Genomic DNA, 22422 nt, shown 5'->3' with positions numbered 1-22422 from the left:
GTTTTTTATTGTCTATTTATTTTGTAAATAACGCTGTGCTAAGAATAGCGCACTGACACTACGCGCTTCAGTGAAATCAGGGTGATCCAGTAAATCCATCATTTTTGCGATAGGCCAACGTATTTGAATCAGTGGCTCGGGTTCATCACCTTCAAGGTGTTCAGGATACAGATCATGTGCAATGACAATATTCATTTTACTGGAAAAGTAAGAGGGTGCCATTGAAAGCTTGGCTATTTCTATTAAAGAGTGTGCACCGTAGCCGATTTCTTCTTTAAGTTCGCGATTAGCGGCTTGTAGGGCATTTTCACCAGGATCGATTGCGCCTTTAGGAAAACCAAAGTCGTAGTTTTCAATTCCCACAGCATATTCACGAATAAGGATAATGCTGTCATCAATAATGGGAACAATCATAACGGCTTCGCGGTTAGCGGGTTTCATTCGCTCATAAATACGCTTTTCTCCGTTACTGAACTCCAGATTAACAGATTGGATCTGAAATAATCGAGAACGGGCGATGTTATCAATGTTGAGTATATTGGGTTTTTTAAGTTCTTTCATAACAGTCCCTGATAAGAATAGAGATTAACCTGAATTTAACACATTAATGACAAAATAAATCTAACAATTAGATTTAGCTTTTAAGGGAAAATTGAGTACACTCCGCTACTAAACCTAGTTATTTATTGATTTTTTGAGAATATTATTATTTATTGATTCGCTATTTTACCTGAAGATAGCATTGTTAGCGGATATAAAATTGATAAGAGAAATAAATTATAACGCGACAACAAAAATATAATCTATTGTATTTAAATAAAAAATAGAACAAAAGAATAGGAATTGCCTTATGTTAGGCAGGGTTTTAAATTTGTTATTGTTACTACGCAGCATCAGTATACGTATGGGGAAAAAATGAGATTATCAGTCATTATATTGGCTATCTTGATGATAAGCCTATTTATAATGGCCGCCTTTCTATTCTTTAAAAGAAGGCGGCTTGATGACTCACATCATCTGCCATCTCTCGCCAAACCCACTTATCGTAAGCTCACTACTGATGATTATGGGCTTATTAGTGATTATTTATCTTATTTTGGTACCTCTGATTTTTCTTCAGGATATTCATTACAAAATTTCCCTGAAATGCCAATTAAAGGCGAAGTCGTTACGACATTAAGAAATATCGTGAATCGCTTTGCGGGTTCTTCTGAAGGATTAAATCATTGGCGCTATTATATTGATGCTGTCGAAATTCATATCCCTCCACTGCTTGTCCCTTATCTTCAGCAAGAAAATGTCCTCGATGTTATTTGTACACCTTCTATCCCCATCGTTGTGGGTGTTAATGGTCATTTTTCCGCTTTAAGTTTAAAACAGCTTTCTGAACCCATCTTGGCGAACGGTTCATCAACGATTCAAAAGAACGAAGGTGATGCAGCTCATTTATTGCAAATCCGAGAAGAAACTAACGAAGAACACCGATTACATAACTCATCAGGTTTTTGGGATGGCTCATTTGTTTGCCTAGGGCTGACATTATGGCTAACGGCGTTAATGATGCCTCAAGTCTTCCTTCCTTGGATTTTAGCCACAGGCGTGACATTTCTTGTTATTGGTGTTTTTCTTATCCATAAGCCCATTATTAAACCGCATAAACAAGAAATTCACTGTTTTAAAGGGCGTTTAAAACGTTGGGGGCTTTTTGGTAACTTCGATCATGGGCAAGTAAAAAATATTTCATTGGGAGGGATTGATCTTGTTTATCCACCCCACTGGGAACCTTATATTCAAAGTGATATTGATAAGGTGACCTATTTAGAAATGTATCCTAGTCATCATGTTGTAAAGCAAGGAAATTACCTTTCATTGCATGATGAAGAAAAAAATTATCCTTATAAACGGTATATTAAAAATATTATCTTCGTTTTTTGGAGCCTTTTTATTATTGGCATGTTGTATCTTTATCAACCACTTTCCCTTTCAATGAAGCTCAGTTTTTCATGGCTTAAAGACACCGAACCTCATTTAGTCACCAATTTTACTGAATTGGAAACAACCAATTTACATGTTGGGGATATTATTCAAGCTAAAGGCGTCGGTATGTGTTACATGCCACCGAATCTATCCAGTAAGAATAATAAAACAATTTTTGCTCCTTTTGATTGTTCAGGAATTTATTGGAATAATAGCAACCCAATGCCAATGCCTGAATCGAGCACGATAGAAAAAGCAGCCGCTTTATTGCATATGGTTGAAGAGCAACTTCATCCAGTATCTAATAACCGAGTTAATCCAAGCTTGGGACAAGCAATTACCAAGTCAGGTATGAATTTATTAGATAATTTTGATGGCATTATATTGAAAACACAGGATTTATGCCCAAGAGAGAATGAGTGTATTCGGCTTAAAATGGCGCTAGTGAATTTAAGTAATGTTAATGATTGGGCTGCCTTAGTTCAACGTGCAGAAAGCGGCAAACTAACAGGTACTAATGTTTTATTACGTGCAGTGAGTGCTGAGGCCTTGGAAAAGCTTATCGACACCACCACATCTTCTTTTATCTACCGCGAGATAGATAAAGCCGCAATACTGTTAAATAGCCCGCCACCTGGTGGTGTGCTATTAATTAGTGATGAAAGAAAACAACTTGTTGATTACGCTTCAAGTTCAAATTCTGTATTTGAGCCTACCCCGTTAGAACAGTGGCGAGAATTACAGCGGTTATCCGATATTTTATTGCACACTCCTTTTGATACAGGAGGGGTAATTACAGGCATAGTTGTTGATGCAAATGGTACGTTACAGATATTTTTACATAGCCTGCCAGACTCAATGACAATGTTATATTACATCGGTAATACGCTATTATTGTTTATCGCTATTGGGTTCTTAATATTGAACCTAATTCTTATCATTCATCGTCGGCGACAAAACAACCAACGCATGAATAAAATCAGTCTCTATTATGAGCACTGTTTTTATCGCCCTCCTCAGTAAGTCCCTTGTTGTGGAAGGCTATGTGTTTACACTATCGCCTTCAGAAAGAAGTTGAAGTTAAGGAGAAAGGGATGAGTCAACAATCACAAGAAAGTGGTGTCCGCTTAGATAAATGGCTTTGGGCTGCGCGTTTTTATAAAACACGCGCTATTGCTCGCACAATGATTGAAGGTGGCAAAATCCATTACAATGGTGTGAGAGGCAAACCAAGCAAAATGGTTGAAGCCGGTGCTGAAATACGCTTACGACAAGGTAATGATGAACGAACGGTAATCATTTTAATGGTGAGTGCACAGAGACAAGGTGCTACGCAAGCACAGGCTCTTTATTGTGAAACACCAGAGAGTATTGCTAAAAGAGAAAAAATTGCGTTAGCAAGAAAAATGAATGCGTTAACGATGCCTCATCCTGAACGTCGGCCGGATAAAAAGGAAAGACGGACCTTACTTCGCTTCAAACAGACAAATTTACAAGAATCGGATTAACCGATTCCCTGAAATGAGAGAAAGTTATGTCTAAAAAAGACGCTTTATCACGTTTTTTATTCGAAAAAAACGCGGTACGTGGTGAATTAGTCAATGTGACTGAAACCTATCAATCAATGCTTGAAAATCACCATTATCCTGAGCCAGTTCAACACCTTCTGGGTGATTTACTGGTGGCAACGAGTTTGTTAACAGCTACGCTTAAATTTGAAGGCGATATTACCGTTCAAATCCAAGGTGATGGCCCAGTGCGACTCGCCGTCATCAATGGTAATAATAATCAACAAATGCGCGGTGTTGCGCGTGTGGGTGATGATGTTAAAGCAGGAAGCTCATTAAAAGAGATGATCGGGAACGGTTTTATGGTCATCACTGTCACACCAGAAAAAGGTGAACGTTACCAAGGGATTGTCGCGCTTGATGGTGAAAGTATAGAAGCTTGTATTGATAACTACTTTAAGCAATCAGAGCAGCTACCCACACGTGTATTTATTCGTAGTGGTATGCAAGACGGTAATCCTGCGGCCGCAGGGATGTTATTACAAGTATTGCCTGCATCAGAAGAATTTACGGCAGAACATACGGCGGAACATTTTGAATTACTCACACAGTTAACTCATACAATCAAAGCTGAAGAGCTATTTACGCTGGATACTAAAGAGATCTTACATCGTTTATATCACGAAGAAGATGTTACTCTTTATGAACCTCAAGCTGTTGAATTTCATTGTACTTGTTCGCGTGAACGCTGTGAAAATACATTAGTAACATTGTCTAAAGAAGATGTGAACCACCTGTTGCAAGAACAGGGCAATATCGATATGGAATGTGAGTATTGTGGAACTCATTATATCTTCACAGAGGATGATGTTAATAATATCAATAAGTTGAATGAATCAGAATTGCACTGATTCGATTTAGCAAGGTGACTTTATCAAAAGGACGCTATTTTGCGTCCTTTTTTATTCAACAATTTTTCTGTAGTTTTGTGCATTAGCTCTCGTTATTAACATAAAAAAAATATAAATTTTCAAAATATTGATAACAATCGCTGTTAATTACTCGTAACACCCTAATATTGCTCGTAGAAAGGTCTATTTATCAGGAGCGACACTATGAGCGTTAAAGGTCTTACCCCTAAGGAACTCCAGCAGTACGGTATTAAGGACACAAGTGAAATCATTTATAACCCAAGCTATGAGCTGTTATTTAATGAAGAAACCAAACCGGGATTAACAGGTTATGAGCGAGGCACATTAACTTCGTTAGGCGCTATTGCCGTTGATACAGGTATATTTACTGGACGTTCTCCAAAAGATAAATACATTGTTCGTGATGATGTTACTCGTGACACCGTGTGGTGGGCAGATCAGGGTAAAGGTAAAAATGATAACAAGCCACTCTCACAAGAAGTGTGGTCTGATTTAAAATCATTAGTAACGAATCAATTGTCAGGCAAACGTTTGTTTGTTGTTGATGCATTTTGTGGTGCAAATGCGGACACTCGTTTAAAAGTCCGTTTTATCACAGAAGTTGCTTGGCAAGCCCATTTTGTTAAAAATATGTTTGTTCGCCCTGAACAAGAAGAGCTGGAAAACTTTACACCAGACTTCATTGTGATGAATGGCGCGAAATGTACAAATCCAAATTGGAAGGCACAAGGACTCAATTCTGAAAACTTCGTGGCGTTCAATTTAACTGAACGCATTCAGTTGATTGGAGGAACTTGGTACGGTGGCGAGATGAAGAAAGGGATGTTCTCTATGATGAACTACTTCCTTCCTCTTAAAGGTATGGCGTCTATGCACTGCTCCGCAAACGTTGGCGAAAGTGGTGACGTGGCTATTTTCTTTGGTTTATCAGGCACAGGTAAAACAACGCTTTCAACCGATCCTAAGCGTAAACTGATTGGTGATGATGAACACGGTTGGGATGATGACGGTGTCTTTAACTTTGAAGGGGGTTGTTATGCGAAAACAATCCACTTATCAAAAGAAGCGGAGCCTGATATCTATGGTGCAATTAAACGTGATGCACTGTTAGAAAACGTAGTTGTGTTATCGGATGGTTCTGTTGATTTTGATGATGGCACCAAAACAGAGAATACACGTGTCTCTTATCCGATTTATCATATCGACAATATCGTAAAGCCTGTTTCTAAAGCGGGTCATGCTAAGAAAGTCATTTTCTTAACTGCTGATGCTTTTGGTGTGTTACCTCCTGTTTCACGTTTAACGCCAGAGCAAACGCAATACCACTTCTTATCAGGTTTTACGGCTAAACTTGCGGGAACGGAGCGAGGTGTCACTGAGCCAACACCAACATTCTCCGCCTGTTTTGGTGCGGCATTCTTATCATTGCATCCAACTCAATATGCTGAAGTGCTGGTAAAACGCATGCAAGCGTCAGGTGCTAAAGCCTATTTAGTGAATACAGGTTGGAATGGAACAGGTAAACGTATCTCAATTAAAGATACCCGAGCCATTATTGATGCCATATTGAATGGTGATATTGATAAAGCACCAATGAAAACACTGCCTGTGTTTGATTTGGAGATCCCAACAGCGCTACCGGGTGTTAACAGTGACATTTTAGATCCTCGTGATACTTATACAGATAAAACACAATGGGATGTAAAAGCAGATGATCTTGCTGATCGCTTTGTGAAAAACTTCGATAAGTATACGGATACTCCAGCAGGTCAAGCATTGACTAAAGTTGGCCCTAAACGTTAATTATTATTAGTGACAATAAAGAAACACCAAACTCATAGGATGTGATTTTGGTGTTTTTTATTTGAGATCTTTGAGAAAAAAAAATCCCTGAAATACGAGAATATTTCAGGGAATAGAAAGAAAACAAAGTGAAAGAGTTTATTAGAGAAAAAGTGACTTTTGAGGGTGATAACCCAACTATGCTGTTACTGGTGGTAAATCAAACAATAAAACTTCACTGTCCTCATCACCAACAAAACGGATCATATCTTCATTCGCAATGGCTACACCATCACTGGTGGTCGCAATAATGTCATTAATCGCTATTTTGCCTTTTACAACTTGTAGCCAAACATGGCGCCCTGCTTCTATTTGGTATTGTGCTTCTTCGCCTTTTTTCAGGTTCCAACGCCACAACGTCATGTCTTGGAATACTTTTAAAGAGCCATCACGGGCATCTGGCGACAAAATAAGCTGTTTACTCACTGTCGTATCAAAACGACGTTGATCGTAACGTGGTGTGATACCAATGGTATTTGGCATAATCCAAATTTGGTAAAAATGAAGTCCTTTATCGCTATTCGGATTATATTCTGAGTGGGTAATGCCTGTACCTGCACTCATAATCTGAAATTCACCAGCAGGAACATTTTCTTTATTACCCATACTGTCTTTATGCTCGATATTCCCCTCAAGCACATAAGTTAAAATTTCCATGTCTTTATGAGGATGAGTACCAAAACCCTCACCTGATTTCACGCGATCTTCATTAATGACACGTAATGCAGAAAATCCCATAAAATCACGATCGTAATAATTTGCGAAAGAGAAGGTATGCCAACTATCTAGCCAACCATGATTAGCGTGTCCTCTTTCATTTGCTTTGCGTAGATAAATCATAATGTGTTTCCTTCTCTGAAGTTGTTAAACACAGTTTACGCAATTGCATAAAGTAAAAAAGCAGAGGAATTTAATCGGAGGATCCAAATAATTTGAACAAGAGGATGCGCAAAGATCGAATAAATGACAGAAAAGAAAAAGCCAGCACCCGGCTGGCTAAAGTAAAACACTGGAAGCAATGTGAGCAATGTCGTTCTTTCATATCACCCTGAAGGAGGTGTGTCTGAAAGTGTTATTGATGATAATGGTTCTCAGTATCATTTGTAAAGCCTTTTTTTTAAGCAATATCGAAAAAAGCAATGAAAAGCTTTTAACTTACTGATTAACGAGTTGTTTTATTTTAATAATTTTTTAAAATAGTAATATAACCAAATAGTTAACAATATTTTTTATAAGGTTATTCGTAGAAAAAAGAACAAGAAATACGTTATAAAACCAGAGTAAAAGAAGGGATATGAGTCATTTTAAGTCGCTATTCAGTGATAAAACAAAATCCAGCTATCACGGATTGATGATAACTGGGTTTTGTTATGTATGACTTATAAATTTATAGAATTACAAAACTAATATTTATAACTTTAACATTTGCAAATTTATTCATTATTGTGCAGTAAATGTCGATTTTGGTGTTGAAATTAGGCTTTGTGCACACGCATAAGCCGAACTCCATGCCCATTGGAAGTTATATCCGCCTAACCAACCTGTGACATCCACGACTTCTCCAATAAAATAGAGTCCTTTTACCTTTGTGGCTTCCATTGTTTTAGAGGAAAGGGCGCGGGTATCTACACCGCCCAAGGTAACCTCTGCGGTGCGGTAACCTTCAGTGCCATTAGGTTGCACTTGCCATTCTTGTAGCAACGTTGCAATTTGAGTAATACGCTCATTACTCAGTTGAGTTAGAGAGATATCTGGTAGCTGTTTATTTTCTATCATTATTTCAATTAATCGCTTTGGTAATAGGCGAGAAAGCGTATTTTTTAATGACTGATTAGGATGTTCTTGTCGCTTTTCTTGTAAAAAGCTTTCAAGATTGTTATTTGGAAGTAAGTTAATACTCACATACTCCCCGGGTTGCCAATAACTAGAAATTTGCAAAATCGCAGGGCCTGAAAGACCTCTATGAGTAAAAAGAATATTCTCTTTAAAATTTGTACCGTCTTTTGCTGTCACAATGGCAGGAACCGCCACACCTGAGAGTTGACTAAGTTGCTCAAGTTGTGGTTTGTGCAACGTAAAAGGGACTAAACCCGCACGAGTGGGTAAAACAGAAAGGCCAAATTGCTCTGCAACTTTATAGCCAAAAGGTGTTGCGCCTAAACCTGGCATAGAAAGCCCACCACTCGCGATAACAACAGATGAGGTAAAAATCGTTTTTCCATCAACAAAAACAGTAAAGCCTTCATCTGTTTTCTCGATTTTCGTTACTTCACTGCGTAAGCGAACACTTACTTCCCCTTTTTGACATTCAGTAAGCAATAAATCAACAATGTGTTGTGCTGAGTCATCACAAAAAAGCTGTCCCAATGTTTTTTCATGGTAAGTAATTTTATGCTTTTGTACTAATTCAATAAAATCCCATTGTGTATAGCGAGCAAGTGCTGACTTACAAAAATGAGGATTTTCTGATAAGTAGGCTGAAGGCTCAATATACATATTAGTAAAATTACAACGACCGCCCCCTGACATAAGAATTTTTCGACCTGCTTTTTTGCCATTATCGAGTACTAAAACAGATAATCCTGCTTGTCCTGCTAAAGATGCACAAAAAAGCCCCGCGGCTCCTGCACCTATAATTACTGTATCGTATGATCCCACAATGATGTCTCGTTCTTGGTTTTGTCTGACTACTTAATCAATGATTTTCGCGTAAGATCAGAGTGTTTTTGTAAAATTATATGGAGAAATTTGCATTTTTCACCTAAATTTACATTAGCAAAGATAAAAATTGTCAGAAATTTACTTTTTTTTTATTTTTATTAATTAAATGATATATAAGGAATTATCTTAAAAAGGCTCTAATTTTCTTGGTTATCAAATCAAAAAAAGGTTAAATTTCGCTTCCACCGTTCGCATTTGTCGCTGATAATGCGCCGCGTTCATGTCCAACTAACTGGCTTAACGTCTATGCTACATTTGTTTACTGACCTAGAATTTCATACAGGTTTAATGTTGGTTTTAGCACTACTTTTTGTGCTATTTTATGAGGCCATTAACGGCTTCCATGATACCGCAAATGCGGTAGCAACTGTTATCTATACTCGTGCTATGCGTGCGCAATTCGCGGTCGTAATGGCGGGTGTATTTAACTTCCTTGGCGTTCTGCTCGGTGGGCTGAGCGTAGCTTATGCTATCGTTCACTTGTTACCGACAGATCTTCTGCTGAATGTGAGCTCGGGTCATGGCCTTGCTATGGTCTTCTCGTTGCTGTTAGCCGCCATTATCTGGAACTTAGGTACTTGGTACTTCGGTATTCCAGCATCAAGTTCACATACACTAATAGGTGCTATCATTGGTATTGGTTTAACAAATGCTATCGTGACAGATTCGTCTATCGTTGATGCATTAAATATACCAAAAATGATCAGTATCTTCCTATCTCTCATTCTTTCTCCAATTATCGGCTTGGTTATTGCAGGTGCGATGATTTTCTTACTGCGCCGTTACTGGAGTAGTACGAAAAAACGTCGTCGTATTCACCTGACACCGGCTGAACGTGAGAAACAAGATGGTAAGCGTAAGCCACCATTTTGGACTCGTACTGCACTGATTTTATCTGCAGTTGGAGTCAGTTTCTCTCATGGTGCAAATGATGGGCAGAAAGGTATCGGTCTTATCATGTTAGTGTTAATTGGCGTGGCGCCTGCGGGTTTCGTCGTCAATATGAGTGCAAGTGGATACGATATCACTAAAACGCATGATGCCGTTGTACATTTACAGCAGTATTATGAAAAGCATCAGCCAGCACTACAACATGCTATCGATAATACGCCAACAGTATCAGCACAAACTGATCCTAGTGATACCGATTTCCATTGTAATAGCGCGAGAACGCCAGTTGTTCTAAATCAAACAGAACAAATGCTTGCCAATATTAGCTCTTATGATGAGCTAAGTGCAGACCAGCGTGCTCAAATGCGTCGATTACTGATGTGTATCGCTGATACCGCAACAGAAGTGGCTAAACTACCTGAAACTAGCGCCCAAGATGCACGGTTCTTAAAAACATTGAGTCGTGACCTGCTAAACACTGTGGAATATGCACCAATTTGGATCATTGTTGCAGTGGCATTAGCGCTCTCTATTGGGACAATGGTAGGTTGGAAACGCGTTGCAGTAACGATTGGTGAGAAGATTGGTAAAAAAGGTATGACTTATGCTCAAGGGGTTTCTGCTCAGGTAACAGCCGCAGTGTCCATTGGTGTCGCAAGTTATACGGGTATGCCTGTATCAACAACACAAGTTCTGTCATCTGCAGTTGCAGGTACAATGATTGTTGATGGTGGTGGGGTTCAATCGAAGACGGTGAAAAATATTGCACTGGCTTGGATCTTAACATTACCCGTTAGTATTGGTTTATCAGGTTTACTTTATTGGATATCACTGACATTCATTGTGAATAGCTGATAAGCAATAAACGACCCAAGTTTGTTTATAAACGGTGACTTTTAGTCACCGTTTTTTGTTTTGTCTTTACCAAAAAAGCATCGCTATGAGGCTTGCTACAGCAAGAATACAAAAACGACTAACAAGGTAAAATTGCCGATAAATTCGCTCACAACGCATAATCACTTCAGGGTTATGGTGATTGATGTATTGGCGTTGGTTAATATAGCGAATAAGGCGTAGTTGTTTTGTAAATTGCCCATGCATAGTAAAAAATCCGTTACCATCTACTGATTGGTAGAGTAAAGGATCTGATTGGCGCAATATCGTAAGTAATACCCGAATAGATGAGAAATAACGCATCATATTAATCAGGCAAAGAATACAGAGCGCCCAAAAGATGACAATGACATTAAACATAATCCCCTCCCTAGAATAATAGATTCTGAGATGAGAAAACCTTTACCTATAGAGGTTATTTTTTTCTCTTATTTAAGTTTAGGTGAAATTAAGCAATAAACAAAAGTGACGTGTTCAAGTTGTTCTCTTTTTCAAAAAAATGATTAAAAAATAACTCTAAAAGGGTGTTTTTGTTGTTTTTTATACTCAATTCTCATTATTATGATGATATTGTCGGTGAATGACATCGTACTAATCTAAAATGGTGTATATTGTTATTTTACCGATAGATGCTTTCTTGATTAATTTGACTTAAGTTGTGATCAAGGCGACATCTAACTTTCATCTTAAAACGTTATATTTAATACATAGGATATAGGCTTCACCGCCTTTCCAACCGATTAATCAGCTTATGGAAGGAGTTCACGATGGCTTATAAGCATATTCTAGTGGCAGTTGATTTATCCCCTGAGAGTAATGTCTTAGTACAGAAAGCTGTATCTATGGCAAAACCCTATAATGCCAAAGTTTCCTTAATTCACGTTGATGTTAACTACTCTGATCTTTATACCGGTCTAATTGATGTCAACCTTGGTGATATGCAACAACGTATTACTGATGAAACCCGTAACGCGTTAAGAGACCTCTCTGATAAATCAGGTTATGAAATCCAAGAAACCTTGAGTGGTAGTGGCGATTTAGGACAAGTTCTGGTTGATGCGATTAAAAAATACGATATGGATTTAGTCGTTTGTGGTCATCACCAAGACTTCTGGAGTAAATTAATGTCATCAGCACGTCAGTTAATTAATACTGTACACGTTGATATGTTAATTGTTCCGCTGAAAGATGAAGAAGAATAATCGCTTGCTTGTTTAAGCAAAAAAAATGCCTGCTTATGCAGGTATTTTTTTGCCTAAATTTCCTATTTTTCTTGCTGTTAAACAGAGTCAACCTTTTTTTTTTGTCTAATTATGAAAAAAATGTCTTGAAGTGTGAATGCATTTTAATGATATATTCAAGAAGCAAAACAACATCAACCTCACAAAACCCAAAAATATTCCGAATAAATGAGGTTATGCCAACATCACATTACACAAAAAAGGAATAGCGGAATGAATATCTCTGGCTCATTATCTTCGTTTTTAGAAGGGGTAGAAAAATATAACGCTCATCAACCTGAGTATCATCAGGCGGTTCGTGAAGTTTTTACCACTTTGTGGCCTTTCTTAGAGAAAAATCCACAATATCGTGAACAATCATTACTTGAGCGCTTAGTTGAGCCTGAACGTATTATTCAGTTTCGCGTCTGTTGGTTAGATGATAAAGGGCAAGTACAGGTTAATCGTGCATGGCGTATTCAATTTAACTCAGCCATCGGGCCTTACAAAGGGGGGATGCGCTTTCACCCTTCCGTGAATCTCTCTATCCTAAAATTCTTAGGTTTTGAGCAAACATTTAAAAATGCATTAACGACATTACCAATGGGGGGCGCGAAAGGGGGTTCTGATTTTAATCCTAAAGGCAAAAGCCAGGGTGAAGTGATGCGTTTTTGTCAGGCATTAATGACAGAACTTTATCGCCATCTGGGAGCTAATACCGATGTTCCTGCGGGAGATATCGGCGTGGGTGCACGTGAAGTGGGCTTTATGGCAGGTATGATGAAAAAACTGTCTAATAGCAATGAATGCGTATTTACGGGTAAAGGGCTTTCATTCGGGGGCAGTTTAATCCGCCCAGAAGCCACTGGATACGGTTTAGTTTATTTTACTAATGCGATGCTTAAACGTCATGGTATGTCTCTTGAGGGGATGCGTGTGGCGGTTTCTGGCGCAGGTAATGTTGCTCAATTTACTATTGAGAAATGTTTAGAGCTAGGCGCTAAAGTGATCACGGCATCAGATTCAGGGGGGACGGTTGTTGATGAAGCGGGGTTTACTACTGAAAAACTCGCCCGACTCACTGAAATTAAAAATAACTATGGCCGTGTTGAAGAGTACGCCAAAGAATTTGGTTTAACCTATCTTGAAGGGCAACAACCTTGGGCTGTTCCTGTTGATATTGCTCTACCTTGTGCAACACAAAATGAATTAGATCTAGAGGCTGCAAAAGTCTTGATCAACAATGGCGTTAAAGCGGTTGCAGAAGGTGCGAATATGCCAACCACAATTGCGGCAACAGATGCCTTTATTGAAGCAGGTGTTCTTTTTGCGCCAGGTAAAGCCGCTAATGCAGGTGGTGTTGCAACCTCTGGCTTAGAAATGGCGCAGAATGCAGCACGGTTAAGCTGGAAAGCCGAGAAAGTGGATGCTCGCTTACATCACATCATGTTAGATATTCACCATGCTTGTGTGAACTACGGTGGTGAAGGTAAGCAAACTAATTATATTCAAGGTGCGAATATTGCGGGTTTTGTCAAAGTTGCGGATGCAATGCTGGCACAAGGTGTACTGTAAACCTCATTAATTCTGAACGGGTGTTTAACACCCGTCAGACTTGAAACCAATTTCTTTATCCTTATGTGTAAGTGTTTACACACAAGGGTAAATATCGAATCGATGGTTTTTTGTGGTGACATTGGCATGTGCAGGTTGATTATTTAAGGGTTCAGCATAATCAGGACGTTTTACGACAACACGTTTTTTTGCCAACGTCATTGCGGGTTCTAGTAGTGCATCTGCATCTTCATCAGCACCGACCAAAGATTGAAATACGCGCATCTCTTTTTTCACTAATGCGCTTTTTGCTTTATGTGGATACATCGGATCAAGATAGACAACATCAGGAGGCGGCGTGATCTCAGTTAATGCTTGGGCAGAAGAAGCATGAATTAATGTCATTCTCTCTTGCATCCATTTACCAATGTCCGCATCAAGATAAGCACGTTTTAAGCCGTCCTCAAGTAGTGCAGCAACCACAGGATGACGCTCTACCATTCTAACTTTACAACCAATAGACGCTAAGACAAACGCATCTCGACCAAGCCCTGCTGTTGCATCAACAACATCAGGCAGATAGTCTTTTTTGATCCCAACCGCTTTTGCCACCGCCTCACCTCGACCACCGCCAAATTTACGACGATGAGCCATGGTGCCTTCTACGAAATCTACATAGATGCCACCTAATTTAGGTTCATCTTGTTTGCGCAATTCAAGGTGCGTCGGCGTTAATACTAACGCCATGGTTTGCGTATCGTCGTGAACTAATCCCCAACGTTGCGCTAAATCAGATAAGGCGCTGTTATCAGCGCCTTCTTCACAAAGTAAACAGATTTTCACTCATTATCCTTTAATACCATAGCTTTTCAGCATGGCATCAAGTTGAGGCTCACGACCACGGAAGCGTTTGAACAGTTCCATCGGTTCTTCTGAACCACCACGGGTTAAAATATTATCAAGGAATGATTGGCCTGTTTCACGGTTAAAAATGCCTTCTTCGGCGAAACGTGAGAAGGCATCTGCTGCCAGTACATCTGCCCATAAATAGCTGTAATAACCTGCGGCATAACCCCCTGCAAATATATGGCTAAAAGCATGTGGAAAACGAGCCCAAGGTGTTGAAGGAACAACAGATACTTGATCTTTCACACTGGTTAAGGTTTCCATCACGCGGGCCCCTTTTGCTGGGTCATACTCTGCATGTAAACGGAAATCAAATAGACCAAATTCTAATTGGCGTAACACAAACATCGCTGACTGATAATTTTTTGCTTTAAGCATATTATCAAGCATTGCCTGTGGTAATGGTTCGCCAGTTTCATAATGACCAGAAATAAAGGCTAATGCTTCTGGCTCCCAGCACCAGTTTTCCATAAATTGGCTTGGTAATTCAACCGCATCCCATGGCACACCATTAATACCAGCGACATCGGCGGTATCAATTTGCGTTAACATATGATGTAAGCCATGACCAAATTCATGGAACAACGTGGTGACTTCATTATGAGTAAACAGTGCTGGTTTATCGCCTACGGGTTTATTAAAGTTACAGGTAAGGTAAGCAACAGGATTTTGTAGTTTGCCATCGGCATGACGCATTCTTCCCATGCAATCATCCATCCAAGCGCCACCACGTTTGTGTTCACGTGCATATAAATCAAGATAAAAGCTACCGCGTAAGATGTTGCTTTCATCATAAAGCTCAAAGAAACGCACATCATCATGCCAAGTGTCGATATCGTTACGCTCTTTGGCTGTTAAACCATAGATACGATGAACAACTTCAAATAAGCCGCTTAGAGCACGCTGTTCTGGGAAGTAAGGACGCAGTTGCTCATCATCGATTGAGAATAAGTGTTGTTTTTGCTTTTCGCTGTAGTAAGCCAGATCCCAAGACGCTAATTTATCAACGCCATAGTGCTCTTTTGCAAATTGAGTGAGCTCAGCTAATTCTTCTTTACCTTGCGGGTGGGCGCGTTGTGCTAAATCAGTTAAAAAGCTCAGGACTTGTTCTGGAGACTCTGCCATTTTAGTGGCGAGTGATTTTTCAGCGTAGTTTTTAAAACCAAGCAATTGAGCAAGTTCATGGCGTAATGCGAGGATCTCCGCGATAATTTCGCTATTATCCCACTGGCCGGCATTGGGACCTTGATCAGAGGCACGCGTACTATAAGCAATGCTCATCTCTTTTCTAAGTTCGCTATTATCCGCGTAGGTCATAACGGGTAGGTAACTTGGCATATCAAGTGTTAGCAGATAGCCTTGTTGTTCTTTAGATTCAGCAAGCGCTTTGGCTGCATCAATAGCACTTTGCGGCATACCGGATAAATCATTTACATCAGTAACTAGTTTAGACCAACCCATTGTGGCATCTAATACATTATTGCCGTATTTCGCCCCCAATTCAGACATACGCGCACTGATTTCACCAAAACGTTGTTGCTTCTTTTTGGGTAAACCGATACCTGACAATTCAAAGTCACGCAATGCGTTCTCAACGGCTTTTTTCTGTGGCTGAGTTAATGTATTAAAATCAGCACTTTCTTTAATTGATTTATAAGCTTGGTATAAACCCTCGTGTTGTCCCATCCATGTACTGAATTCAGACAGCAATGGCAAACTCTGTTCATATGCTTCACGCAGTTCAGCACTATTTTTGACTGAGTTTAAATGGCTGACGGGAGACCAAACACGAGACAATTTATCGCCGGCTTCTGCTAATGGCTGACAAAGGTTATCCCAGCTAAATTGAGTATTATCAGTCAGTAATTTTTCGACTTTTTCACGATACGTAGTTAACACTTCTTTTAATGCAGGAACAACATGTTCTGGTTTGATCAGGGAAAATGCAGGTAATCCCGTTGTGCTAAGTAATGGATTTGACATAAAAACATCCTGTATTTTGGTTTGCAGTGATGTAAAACACACCACTGAGTTTATTCGTTATAGAGAGTAAGATGAGGATGAAACCGCATAAGTTCAATAGTATCGCGGTAATTATCCGAGGTTTTACTCAAAAACGGGATTATTTTATTTGAAAGAGGTTTTATTGATTTGATGCACTTGGGATTAAAAATAATTCAGCGTATAATCATCCCGTTATTTCCTTTTGACCCTCCAGAAATGGAAGATCATCGTCCCCGGTGGGGCGGCTGGACTTCAAATCCAGATGGGGCCGCCAGCGGTCCTTGGCAGGTTCGACTCCTGTGATCTTCCGCCACGCCTAGTTTACTAGTGTCTGTTAAAGTCTATTTTCTCCTTTAAAATCAATGAAATTAAACTAATTCAAGTATACTGAGGTATTTTAAGAACTACCCAAATATACGATCATTTGTGTATAATTTTGTGAGTAGGATTTTCTATACATTTTTTCCTATACACAATTGAGGCATTTATGAAGCTAACAGATATGGTAATCAAGAAAGCGAAACCTAAGGATAAGGCATACTCTCTTGCTGACGGAAAAGGGCTATCAATTCTGATAGAGCCTAATGGTTCTAAAGGTTGGCGTTTTCGTTATCGTTTTGAGGGAAAAGCTAAAATGCTCTCTTTTGGTGTATACCCAGAAGTAACTTTATTAATGGCAAGAGAAAAACGTGAAGTTGCTAGAAAACTACTTTTGGATGGTATTAATCCTAGTGATGAAAGAAAGGAAAAGAAAGAACAGATAGAAAGAAAAGTAACTCATTCATTTGAGGTTGTAGCGCGAGAATGGCATAAAACAAAGTCTGATAGATGGTCATTAAAGTATCGAGATGAAATTATAGATACGTTTGAAAAAGATATTTTTCCATTCATTGGCGATAAAGAAATTGCAGAAATAGCCCCGTTAGAATTACTCGATGTACTTAAGAAGATAGAAGCACGGGGAGCTTTAGAAAAAATGCGTAAAGTTCGTCAGAGATGTGGGGAAGTATTTAAGTTTGCAATAGTTACTGGACGAGCAAAATACAATCCTGCACCTGACCTAGCAAGTGTGCTTACCCCACCAAAGAAAAAACATTTTCCTTTTTTAAGTGCTAAAGAATTACCTTATTTCTTACGGGATTTATCTGGTTACACTGGTAGCTTTATTACTAAAACAGCTACGAGAATATTGATGCTAACAGCGGTAAGAACTCAAGAACTTAGGTTTGCTAAATGGGAAAATCTTGATTTAGTTAATGGGATATGGGAAATCCCCGCAGAAGTGATGAAAATGAAACGTCCACATGTTGTACCTCTTTCTTCTCAATGTATTGAGCTTTTTAAGTCCTTACAACCAATTAGCGGAATTTATCCACTGGTATTTATTGGTAGGAACGATCATAACAAACCTATCAGCAAAGAGAGTGTAAATCAGGTTATTGAGTTGTTGGGATATAAAGGTAGGTTAACGGGACATGGTTTTAGACATACGATGAGTACAATTCTTCATGAACAAGGATTTAATACTGCATGGATTGAAGCACAACTAGCTCATATTGATAAAAACTCCATTCGTGGAACATATAACCATGCTCAATATATCGATGGACGTAGAGAAATGCTTCAATGGTATGCTGATTATATGGATGCTTTAGAAAATGAGAATAATATTGTTTATGGTAAATTTAAACAGTTCTAATATAACCTGATACTTTATAGAACAAACAGCCAGCGATAAATAGCTGGTTTTTTTTTATATAATTCATTGTAATTTAATTTAAAATTATATTTATTCACAGGTTGTTCACTTGAATGTACAGACTAATAGTATTGTATATTACATATTTAGCTTTAAAATGGATTTTAATATATCTTAATAGACCACAAGGAAACTCACGGAAATGAGTGTGGATATATCAACGTATCGTGAATGGCTGAGTTATCAAGAAATAGTAAATTTTTTGGAAGCGAACCAAGAAATACAAGTATCTATTGGTGATATAGCTAGACTTGTTGCTGATAAAGTAATTCTGCAATCTATTTTTTTTCAAACACCCACTCCAGCGAGAAAGGTAACATTAAAAACTGTACCTTTATCAGTTGCGTTAGAAGATCCTGATGCTTTAATAAAAGCTAATTTAGAAATGCTGAATAGTGATGCAGTAATGCCTGATACCTTAATTCAACATGCAATGCCTATAAATAATGAGATTATTAGAATTGAAGGACTGTGGGATGTTTTATTTTGTGGTGTAATTAAACACTTCAATGAATGCCTTTATAGCCAAAGTGTTGGGCTTAATGAGCCGTTGAGAAGTTTATATGGTGTAAGAGGGATTGTGTTAATTAAAGGAAATGACCTATATCAGGTATTATCCCCAGTTGATATTGGAGAGTCTCTAAAAATAATAGAAGCTATGAAATTGGCTCATGCAGATCGTTTGAATCCTTTAGTTGATAAACATATAGCCAAATTAACCCATCTTCTCAACTTGGTTAATAATGGTGACTATGCTCATCAACTTTTGCCTTGTACAAGCGTACCGAGTGGTGCATTACCTGTAATTAAAAAATCTAATATTTTAAAACTAACAAATAAGAATATTTGTAAAAAAGATAAAAAAGAGTCACCTAAGACCATCAATTCGATGGCTCAATATATATATGGATTAACCTGTGTTAAATATGGGAAAGATATTGCAGATAACCCACGATCTCATATTGAAAACCCAAGGGGAGTGATTAGAAAAGATTTTGATTCATTAGATCTTCCGTTACCTAGTGGCAATGCTGTTTCTGGTTGGCTTAAAAATATTGATTTGTAATATTACGAACTAAATTTGTCATATTACGAAAACCTCTAATTCAACGAAGTATATTCTCTCCTGAAATCTAAGAGCGTCTACTAAGGCGTATCATTAATCAGATAGCAGGGGGCAACATGCCAATAGTAATACCATTACAAGAAAACCTCATTCGTTTACCCGAAGTTATGCGCCGCACTGGCTATGGTAAAGCTTGGATCTATGTACTTATTTCGAGAAATGAATTTCCAAAACCAGTCAAGATCGGTTCTCGTTCTATCGCTTTTGTTGAATCAGAAATAGATAGATGGGTATTAAGCAAGATTACTAAATCACGCGCTATGGAGGTGGTTTAATGGCTCGGTTTATCTCGCCAACACCAGAATTACGCCGTTCTATTCTTGCCGAGTATGGAGAACAGTATGATCGCCTCATTCGCGAGAAAGAACGTCAACGCATCACATCTATTTCACGCACAACAGCTTACATACTAGAAAAAGAAGGGCGTTTCCCTGCGCGTAAAGCATTAGGGCGTAATTCTTGTGCATGGCTATTAAGTGATTTATTGCTATGGGTTCATAACCCGCCTGCCGTGGAAAATATTAATAACCCATATAGCCGTAAATCGAACTAGCACAATTAATTGTTAATTACACTCAATTAATAAAATACGAATTTGCGTTCGTTTGCATACAAAATAGTTCAAGCTAAATATGTTGTCGCGATAGCTCTAATTAAATAAAAGAGAAGAAATATATGAAATTGGAAAAAAACAGCTTAATTGCTGATGGATTCGCTCACCCTAAAATCAGTCAAGAGCATATTTTGAATATTAATTCAGATGATATTTCTGTTATTCGCTTTGAAGGCATTCAGGTGCGGATAGTTAAAATTAATAATGAACCGTGGTTTATTGCTGCGGATATTTGTAAAGCTTTAGAAATTAAAAACGTAACAAATGCGATTAAAACATTAGACAGTGATGAGAATACCCTATGTTCGATAAAGGGTATTAAATCTAGTGCAGGACTTCCCCTGTTTAACCTTGTGGCTGAATCTGGTTTTTATAAGCTAATTACTCGTAGCCGTAAAGCAACTAAGGAAGGGACTTTTGCACACCGTTTTGCTAACTGGGTATTTCGTGATGTCATTCCATCTATTCGTAGAACGGGAGCTTATGGCGTTCCTTTTGGCGAATTAAATGACTTAACCAGGAGGCAAAAGCAATACAAAGAAAAATCATCACAACGAGGTCGCGATTTACAGGCTTGTAGGAAAGAAAAAGCAAGTTTACAGCGTGAAGAAAGAGCGTTGTGGAGTAAGCACCAGTCTGATTGGGTTGAGGAGTGCTGATGATGAACACTACTCAAACAACAAATCTATCCAGTTTGCGAGTAACTAATAGTTACGCACAAAAGAAAAAAGACAGCGTGCAGGCTGTCTTAATTCAACTTCATTCAGTAGAGCTAGTTATGAACAATAACTCATTAAGAGTTTTAGTTACGAACTTACCATCTTTAAGAGGGGAAGTTTCAAGGCTACCCAATAGTATTGGGCTACCCGATTGTATCGGGTTGGTTCAATATTTCCTATCCTCCGTTGGTGGATGGGATTTGATGTGCGTACGTTTAACGTACGGAGTTCAGCATAGTAACCTAGTGAATAATGTTCACTCAGTTGATTGTTTGGCTTTACGTTGTCTACGTTTAATTTCTGCTTTTACAGCAGTGACTATAAATTGCGCCTTACTTTCACCATCTTCTAGATTCCTCTCCAAATCTGCTACTACATCATGCGGGAAACGAGCATTTAGTTGTTGTGATTTGTTATTGATTGAACTTGTTGCCATTTCTGAATCTCCATATAGTTGGTGCGATTCAGTATACGCAAAAATAAATGTAATAAAAGGGTTGAAGTGCGATTCACTTAGAGGTAACTTTATAAGTGTTGGTGCGATTCACCAAATAGCAACGCCCCGAAGTGCTAGGAACACTATCGAGGCGTTTAACCACAATGTTAAATGGAGTAACACTATGGCTATGTATAAGTCTACCCAAACTCACCCTAAATTTAAATGGCGTTTCTTCTCATGCCAGCAATCTAAATATTTTTCCGTTGAAGCCAGCAACGAGAAAGAAGCTCGTTCTTTACTTCCCGACTCACCTTGTCTCTTTTCTGCTCGTATTCGTCAGGAGGGAGATCATGCTTAATACCATTTGTATTGATACAGCAAAATATAAAGCAGGTTTAGCCAGCTCTCTATATAGCGTCATTCTTGAAAAAGCATCGGATGAATGCTCTCAAGAGTTATTAGACTTGATTTCAATTGCTTGTGATTTAAACCAACAAATTAGCCAATCATTACGTGATAACAACGGGGTATCAGCATGAAAAACAATGAATTAGCATTATTACTCGATAGCCCGATTATGGATATTTACAAGTTAGAGACTCTCTTAACGATATGGCTTGAAGCTGAGGATAATCAAGATGTTGCTAACATGATTAGCATCTCACTCGACTATACAAAAAATGTTCGTGATGCTTTAAGTCATGCGGTGGGGAGTGAAAATAATGTCTGATATCTATGACTATCTTGTAAAGGCTGATTTGGACTCCATGAGCACAGAAGAACTACGAAAATTTAGAAGTGTTTCCTCTGACACTTGTGACGGGTTGCTATCGACATTACGTGTCATGGGGGAGTGTGCTTTTTGGGCTTGTGCAAATGAAGATTACCATGAAAGCCAAGCTAAAAATGATTTACGGCGTATTGGTGAGTCATTGATGTATTTACCTCGTTTGGTTGATGCGATGCGTTTTAATGAGCATGAAGCGGAATTTAAAATCTATCAACGTGAGGGATTTCCTTATACGGAGGTAGGCAATGACTAATATTGAGCTGATCCGTGAAGTAAAGCGTAATGCAATAAATCACTGGGATAGTTTATTACCTCTATGTGGGGTTAATGTACCTGAACGAGGTAAACATGGCGCATGCCCTGTATGTGGGGGAACTGACCGCTTTCACTTTATTGATGATCACCATAACGGCAATTGGTTTTGTCGCCAATGTGATGAGCCTAACCACGGTGACGGATTAGATTTAATTGCCAAAGTAAAAGGCATCTCTATCTATGAGGCAGCTAAAGAAGTCTCACAAGCTTTG

Annotated in this window: 24 protein-coding genes and 1 tRNA gene; 18 read left to right on the top strand and 7 right to left on the bottom strand. The window is 38.6% G+C overall.

Annotation, left to right across the window (positions count from 1 at the left end; translation table 11 throughout):
- Nucleotides 1-12 precede the first annotated feature (12 nt).
- Nucleotides 13-561: an ADP compounds hydrolase NudE gene (gene nudE, locus INT04_RS17325; RefSeq protein ID WP_193017334.1), complete on the bottom strand. Its 549-nt coding sequence runs from the start codon at nucleotides 559-561 to the stop codon at nucleotides 13-15.
- A gap of 354 nt (nucleotides 562-915) precedes the next feature.
- On the opposite strand from nudE, the gene umoB reads away from it, so the two are divergent.
- The 4 genes from umoB to pckA all read left to right on the top strand — a co-directional run bounded on the left by umoB (nucleotide 916) and on the right by pckA (nucleotide 6220).
- Nucleotides 916-3000, top strand: a complete 2085-nt coding sequence (gene umoB / locus INT04_RS17320; RefSeq protein ID WP_193017333.1) for a flagellar biogenesis regulator UmoB — start codon at nucleotides 916-918, stop codon at nucleotides 2998-3000.
- A gap of 71 nt (nucleotides 3001-3071) precedes the next feature.
- Entirely contained in the window at nucleotides 3072-3485 is a 414-nt protein-coding gene (gene hslR / locus INT04_RS17315) for a ribosome-associated heat shock protein Hsp15 (protein WP_193017332.1), read from the top strand.
- 26 nt (nucleotides 3486-3511) lie between these two features.
- Entirely contained in the window at nucleotides 3512-4396 is an 885-nt protein-coding gene (gene hslO, locus INT04_RS17310) for an Hsp33 family molecular chaperone HslO (RefSeq protein ID WP_193017331.1), read from the top strand.
- A 204-nt stretch (nucleotides 4397-4600) separates the two neighbouring features.
- Nucleotides 4601-6220, top strand: coding sequence for a phosphoenolpyruvate carboxykinase (ATP) (gene pckA, locus INT04_RS17305; protein ID WP_193017330.1), 1620 nt, complete (start codon nucleotides 4601-4603; stop codon nucleotides 6218-6220).
- A gap of 177 nt (nucleotides 6221-6397) precedes the next feature.
- Here pckA and INT04_RS17300 read toward each other — a convergent pair whose 3' ends face one another.
- The gene (locus tag INT04_RS17300; RefSeq protein ID WP_193017329.1) at nucleotides 6398-7099 is read right to left on the bottom strand and encodes a pirin family protein; all 702 of its coding nucleotides are present in this window, start codon (nucleotides 7097-7099) and stop codon (nucleotides 6398-6400) included.
- 600 nt (nucleotides 7100-7699) lie between these two features.
- Nucleotides 7700-8917 carry an NAD(P)/FAD-dependent oxidoreductase gene (locus INT04_RS17295; protein WP_193017328.1) on the bottom strand — a complete coding sequence of 406 codons (1218 nt, stop codon included), beginning with the start codon at nucleotides 8915-8917 and terminating at the stop codon, nucleotides 7700-7702.
- A 309-nt stretch (nucleotides 8918-9226) separates the two neighbouring features.
- Between INT04_RS17295 and pitA the strand changes: the two genes are divergently transcribed.
- Nucleotides 9227-10726: an inorganic phosphate transporter PitA gene (pitA, locus tag INT04_RS17290; protein ID WP_193017352.1), complete on the top strand. Its 1500-nt coding sequence runs from the start codon at nucleotides 9227-9229 to the stop codon at nucleotides 10724-10726.
- 66 nt (nucleotides 10727-10792) lie between these two features.
- Here pitA and uspB read toward each other — a convergent pair whose 3' ends face one another.
- Nucleotides 10793-11125, bottom strand: a complete 333-nt coding sequence (gene uspB, locus INT04_RS17285) for a universal stress protein UspB (protein WP_193017327.1) — start codon at nucleotides 11123-11125, stop codon at nucleotides 10793-10795.
- Between the two features lie 407 nt (nucleotides 11126-11532).
- Between uspB and uspA the strand changes: the two genes are divergently transcribed.
- The gene (gene uspA / locus INT04_RS17280; RefSeq protein WP_193017326.1) at nucleotides 11533-11967 is read left to right on the top strand and encodes a universal stress protein UspA; all 435 of its coding nucleotides are present in this window, start codon (nucleotides 11533-11535) and stop codon (nucleotides 11965-11967) included.
- Nucleotides 11968-12219: 252 nt separating this feature from the next.
- Nucleotides 12220-13560, top strand: a complete 1341-nt coding sequence (gene gdhA / locus INT04_RS17275) for an NADP-specific glutamate dehydrogenase (protein WP_193017325.1) — start codon at nucleotides 12220-12222, stop codon at nucleotides 13558-13560.
- A 75-nt stretch (nucleotides 13561-13635) separates the two neighbouring features.
- Here the strand turns inward: gdhA and rsmJ are convergent, their stop codons facing one another.
- Together rsmJ and prlC are read right to left on the bottom strand one after the other, a co-directional pair.
- Entirely contained in the window at nucleotides 13636-14382 is a 747-nt protein-coding gene (gene rsmJ / locus INT04_RS17270; RefSeq protein ID WP_193017324.1) for a 16S rRNA (guanine(1516)-N(2))-methyltransferase RsmJ, read from the bottom strand.
- Between the two features lie 3 nt (nucleotides 14383-14385).
- Nucleotides 14386-16428, bottom strand: a complete 2043-nt coding sequence (gene prlC / locus INT04_RS17265) for an oligopeptidase A (RefSeq protein ID WP_193017323.1) — start codon at nucleotides 16426-16428, stop codon at nucleotides 14386-14388.
- A gap of 239 nt (nucleotides 16429-16667) precedes the next feature.
- Between prlC and INT04_RS17260 the strand changes: the two genes are divergently transcribed.
- The 6 genes from INT04_RS17260 to INT04_RS17235 all read left to right on the top strand — a co-directional run bounded on the left by INT04_RS17260 (nucleotide 16668) and on the right by INT04_RS17235 (nucleotide 20606).
- Nucleotides 16668-16762, top strand: a tRNA-Sec gene (locus INT04_RS17260).
- 174 nt (nucleotides 16763-16936) lie between these two features.
- Nucleotides 16937-18148, top strand: coding sequence for a tyrosine-type recombinase/integrase (locus INT04_RS17255; protein ID WP_161738282.1), 1212 nt, complete (start codon nucleotides 16937-16939; stop codon nucleotides 18146-18148).
- Nucleotides 18149-18356: 208 nt separating this feature from the next.
- Entirely contained in the window at nucleotides 18357-19274 is a 918-nt protein-coding gene (locus INT04_RS17250; RefSeq protein WP_193017322.1) for a hypothetical protein, read from the top strand.
- Nucleotides 19275-19390: 116 nt separating this feature from the next.
- Nucleotides 19391-19609 (top strand): helix-turn-helix transcriptional regulator, encoded by a 219-nt coding sequence (locus INT04_RS17245; protein ID WP_094960115.1) that lies wholly within the window; start codon nucleotides 19391-19393, stop codon nucleotides 19607-19609.
- Nucleotides 19609-19887 (top strand): helix-turn-helix transcriptional regulator, encoded by a 279-nt coding sequence (locus INT04_RS17240; RefSeq protein ID WP_094960114.1) that lies wholly within the window; start codon nucleotides 19609-19611, stop codon nucleotides 19885-19887. The genes INT04_RS17245 and INT04_RS17240 overlap by 1 nt, the downstream gene beginning before the upstream one ends.
- 122 nt (nucleotides 19888-20009) lie before the next feature.
- Nucleotides 20010-20606: a Bro-N domain-containing protein gene (locus INT04_RS17235; protein WP_161738289.1), complete on the top strand. Its 597-nt coding sequence runs from the start codon at nucleotides 20010-20012 to the stop codon at nucleotides 20604-20606.
- Between the two features lie 316 nt (nucleotides 20607-20922).
- Here the strand turns inward: INT04_RS17235 and INT04_RS17230 are convergent, their stop codons facing one another.
- A complete protein-coding gene (locus tag INT04_RS17230; protein ID WP_161738288.1) occupies nucleotides 20923-21102 on the bottom strand; it encodes a YlcI/YnfO family protein in 180 nt (59 codons plus the stop codon).
- A 184-nt stretch (nucleotides 21103-21286) separates the two neighbouring features.
- Between INT04_RS17230 and INT04_RS17225 the strand changes: the two genes are divergently transcribed.
- The 5 genes from INT04_RS17225 to INT04_RS17205 all read left to right on the top strand — a co-directional run.
- Nucleotides 21287-21463, top strand: coding sequence for a host cell division inhibitor Icd-like protein (locus INT04_RS17225; RefSeq protein WP_109406124.1), 177 nt, complete (start codon nucleotides 21287-21289; stop codon nucleotides 21461-21463).
- Nucleotides 21456-21644, top strand: a complete 189-nt coding sequence (locus INT04_RS17220; RefSeq protein ID WP_004245361.1) for a hypothetical protein — start codon at nucleotides 21456-21458, stop codon at nucleotides 21642-21644. Before INT04_RS17225 ends, INT04_RS17220 begins: the two co-directional genes overlap by 8 nt.
- Nucleotides 21641-21835, top strand: coding sequence for a hypothetical protein (locus INT04_RS17215; protein ID WP_004245359.1), 195 nt, complete (start codon nucleotides 21641-21643; stop codon nucleotides 21833-21835). The genes INT04_RS17220 and INT04_RS17215 overlap by 4 nt, the downstream gene beginning before the upstream one ends.
- Nucleotides 21828-22148 (top strand): hypothetical protein, encoded by a 321-nt coding sequence (locus INT04_RS17210; protein ID WP_161738287.1) that lies wholly within the window; start codon nucleotides 21828-21830, stop codon nucleotides 22146-22148. Before INT04_RS17215 ends, INT04_RS17210 begins: the two co-directional genes overlap by 8 nt.
- Nucleotides 22141-22422, top strand: a 282-nt coding sequence (locus INT04_RS17205; protein WP_319022975.1) for a primase-helicase zinc-binding domain-containing protein, incomplete at its 3' end; no start/stop codon positions are given. The genes INT04_RS17210 and INT04_RS17205, both read left to right, overlap by 8 nt.

Origin of the sequence: Proteus sp. FME41 (genome assembly GCF_014897315.1) — a bacterium.
GTDB lineage: Bacteria > Pseudomonadota > Gammaproteobacteria > Enterobacterales > Enterobacteriaceae > Proteus.
This window is presented reverse-complemented; position numbering and strand designations above follow the sequence as displayed.

Coding starts and splice junctions, on each gene's coding strand:
- nudE (WP_193017334.1), bottom strand. CDS start 561: ATGAAAGAACTTAAAAAACCCAATATACTCAACATTGATAACATCGCC.
- umoB (WP_193017333.1), top strand. CDS start 916: ATGAGATTATCAGTCATTATATTGGCTATCTTGATGATAAGCCTATTT.
- hslR (WP_193017332.1), top strand. CDS start 3,072: ATGAGTCAACAATCACAAGAAAGTGGTGTCCGCTTAGATAAATGGCTT.
- hslO (WP_193017331.1), top strand. CDS start 3,512: ATGTCTAAAAAAGACGCTTTATCACGTTTTTTATTCGAAAAAAACGCG.
- pckA (WP_193017330.1), top strand. CDS start 4,601: ATGAGCGTTAAAGGTCTTACCCCTAAGGAACTCCAGCAGTACGGTATT.
- INT04_RS17300 (WP_193017329.1), bottom strand. CDS start 7,099: ATGATTTATCTACGCAAAGCAAATGAAAGAGGACACGCTAATCATGGT.
- pitA (WP_193017352.1), top strand. CDS start 9,227: ATGCTACATTTGTTTACTGACCTAGAATTTCATACAGGTTTAATGTTG.
- uspB (WP_193017327.1), bottom strand. CDS start 11,125: ATGTTTAATGTCATTGTCATCTTTTGGGCGCTCTGTATTCTTTGCCTG.
- uspA (WP_193017326.1), top strand. CDS start 11,533: ATGGCTTATAAGCATATTCTAGTGGCAGTTGATTTATCCCCTGAGAGT.
- gdhA (WP_193017325.1), top strand. CDS start 12,220: ATGAATATCTCTGGCTCATTATCTTCGTTTTTAGAAGGGGTAGAAAAA.
- prlC (WP_193017323.1), bottom strand. CDS start 16,428: ATGTCAAATCCATTACTTAGCACAACGGGATTACCTGCATTTTCCCTG.
- INT04_RS17255 (WP_161738282.1), top strand. CDS start 16,937: ATGAAGCTAACAGATATGGTAATCAAGAAAGCGAAACCTAAGGATAAG.
- INT04_RS17245 (WP_094960115.1), top strand. CDS start 19,391: ATGCCAATAGTAATACCATTACAAGAAAACCTCATTCGTTTACCCGAA.
- INT04_RS17240 (WP_094960114.1), top strand. CDS start 19,609: ATGGCTCGGTTTATCTCGCCAACACCAGAATTACGCCGTTCTATTCTT.
- INT04_RS17235 (WP_161738289.1), top strand. CDS start 20,010: ATGAAATTGGAAAAAAACAGCTTAATTGCTGATGGATTCGCTCACCCT.
- INT04_RS17230 (WP_161738288.1), bottom strand. CDS start 21,102: ATGGCAACAAGTTCAATCAATAACAAATCACAACAACTAAATGCTCGT.
- INT04_RS17225 (WP_109406124.1), top strand. CDS start 21,287: ATGGCTATGTATAAGTCTACCCAAACTCACCCTAAATTTAAATGGCGT.
- INT04_RS17220 (WP_004245361.1), top strand. CDS start 21,456: ATGCTTAATACCATTTGTATTGATACAGCAAAATATAAAGCAGGTTTA.
- INT04_RS17215 (WP_004245359.1), top strand. CDS start 21,641: ATGAAAAACAATGAATTAGCATTATTACTCGATAGCCCGATTATGGAT.
- INT04_RS17210 (WP_161738287.1), top strand. CDS start 21,828: ATGTCTGATATCTATGACTATCTTGTAAAGGCTGATTTGGACTCCATG.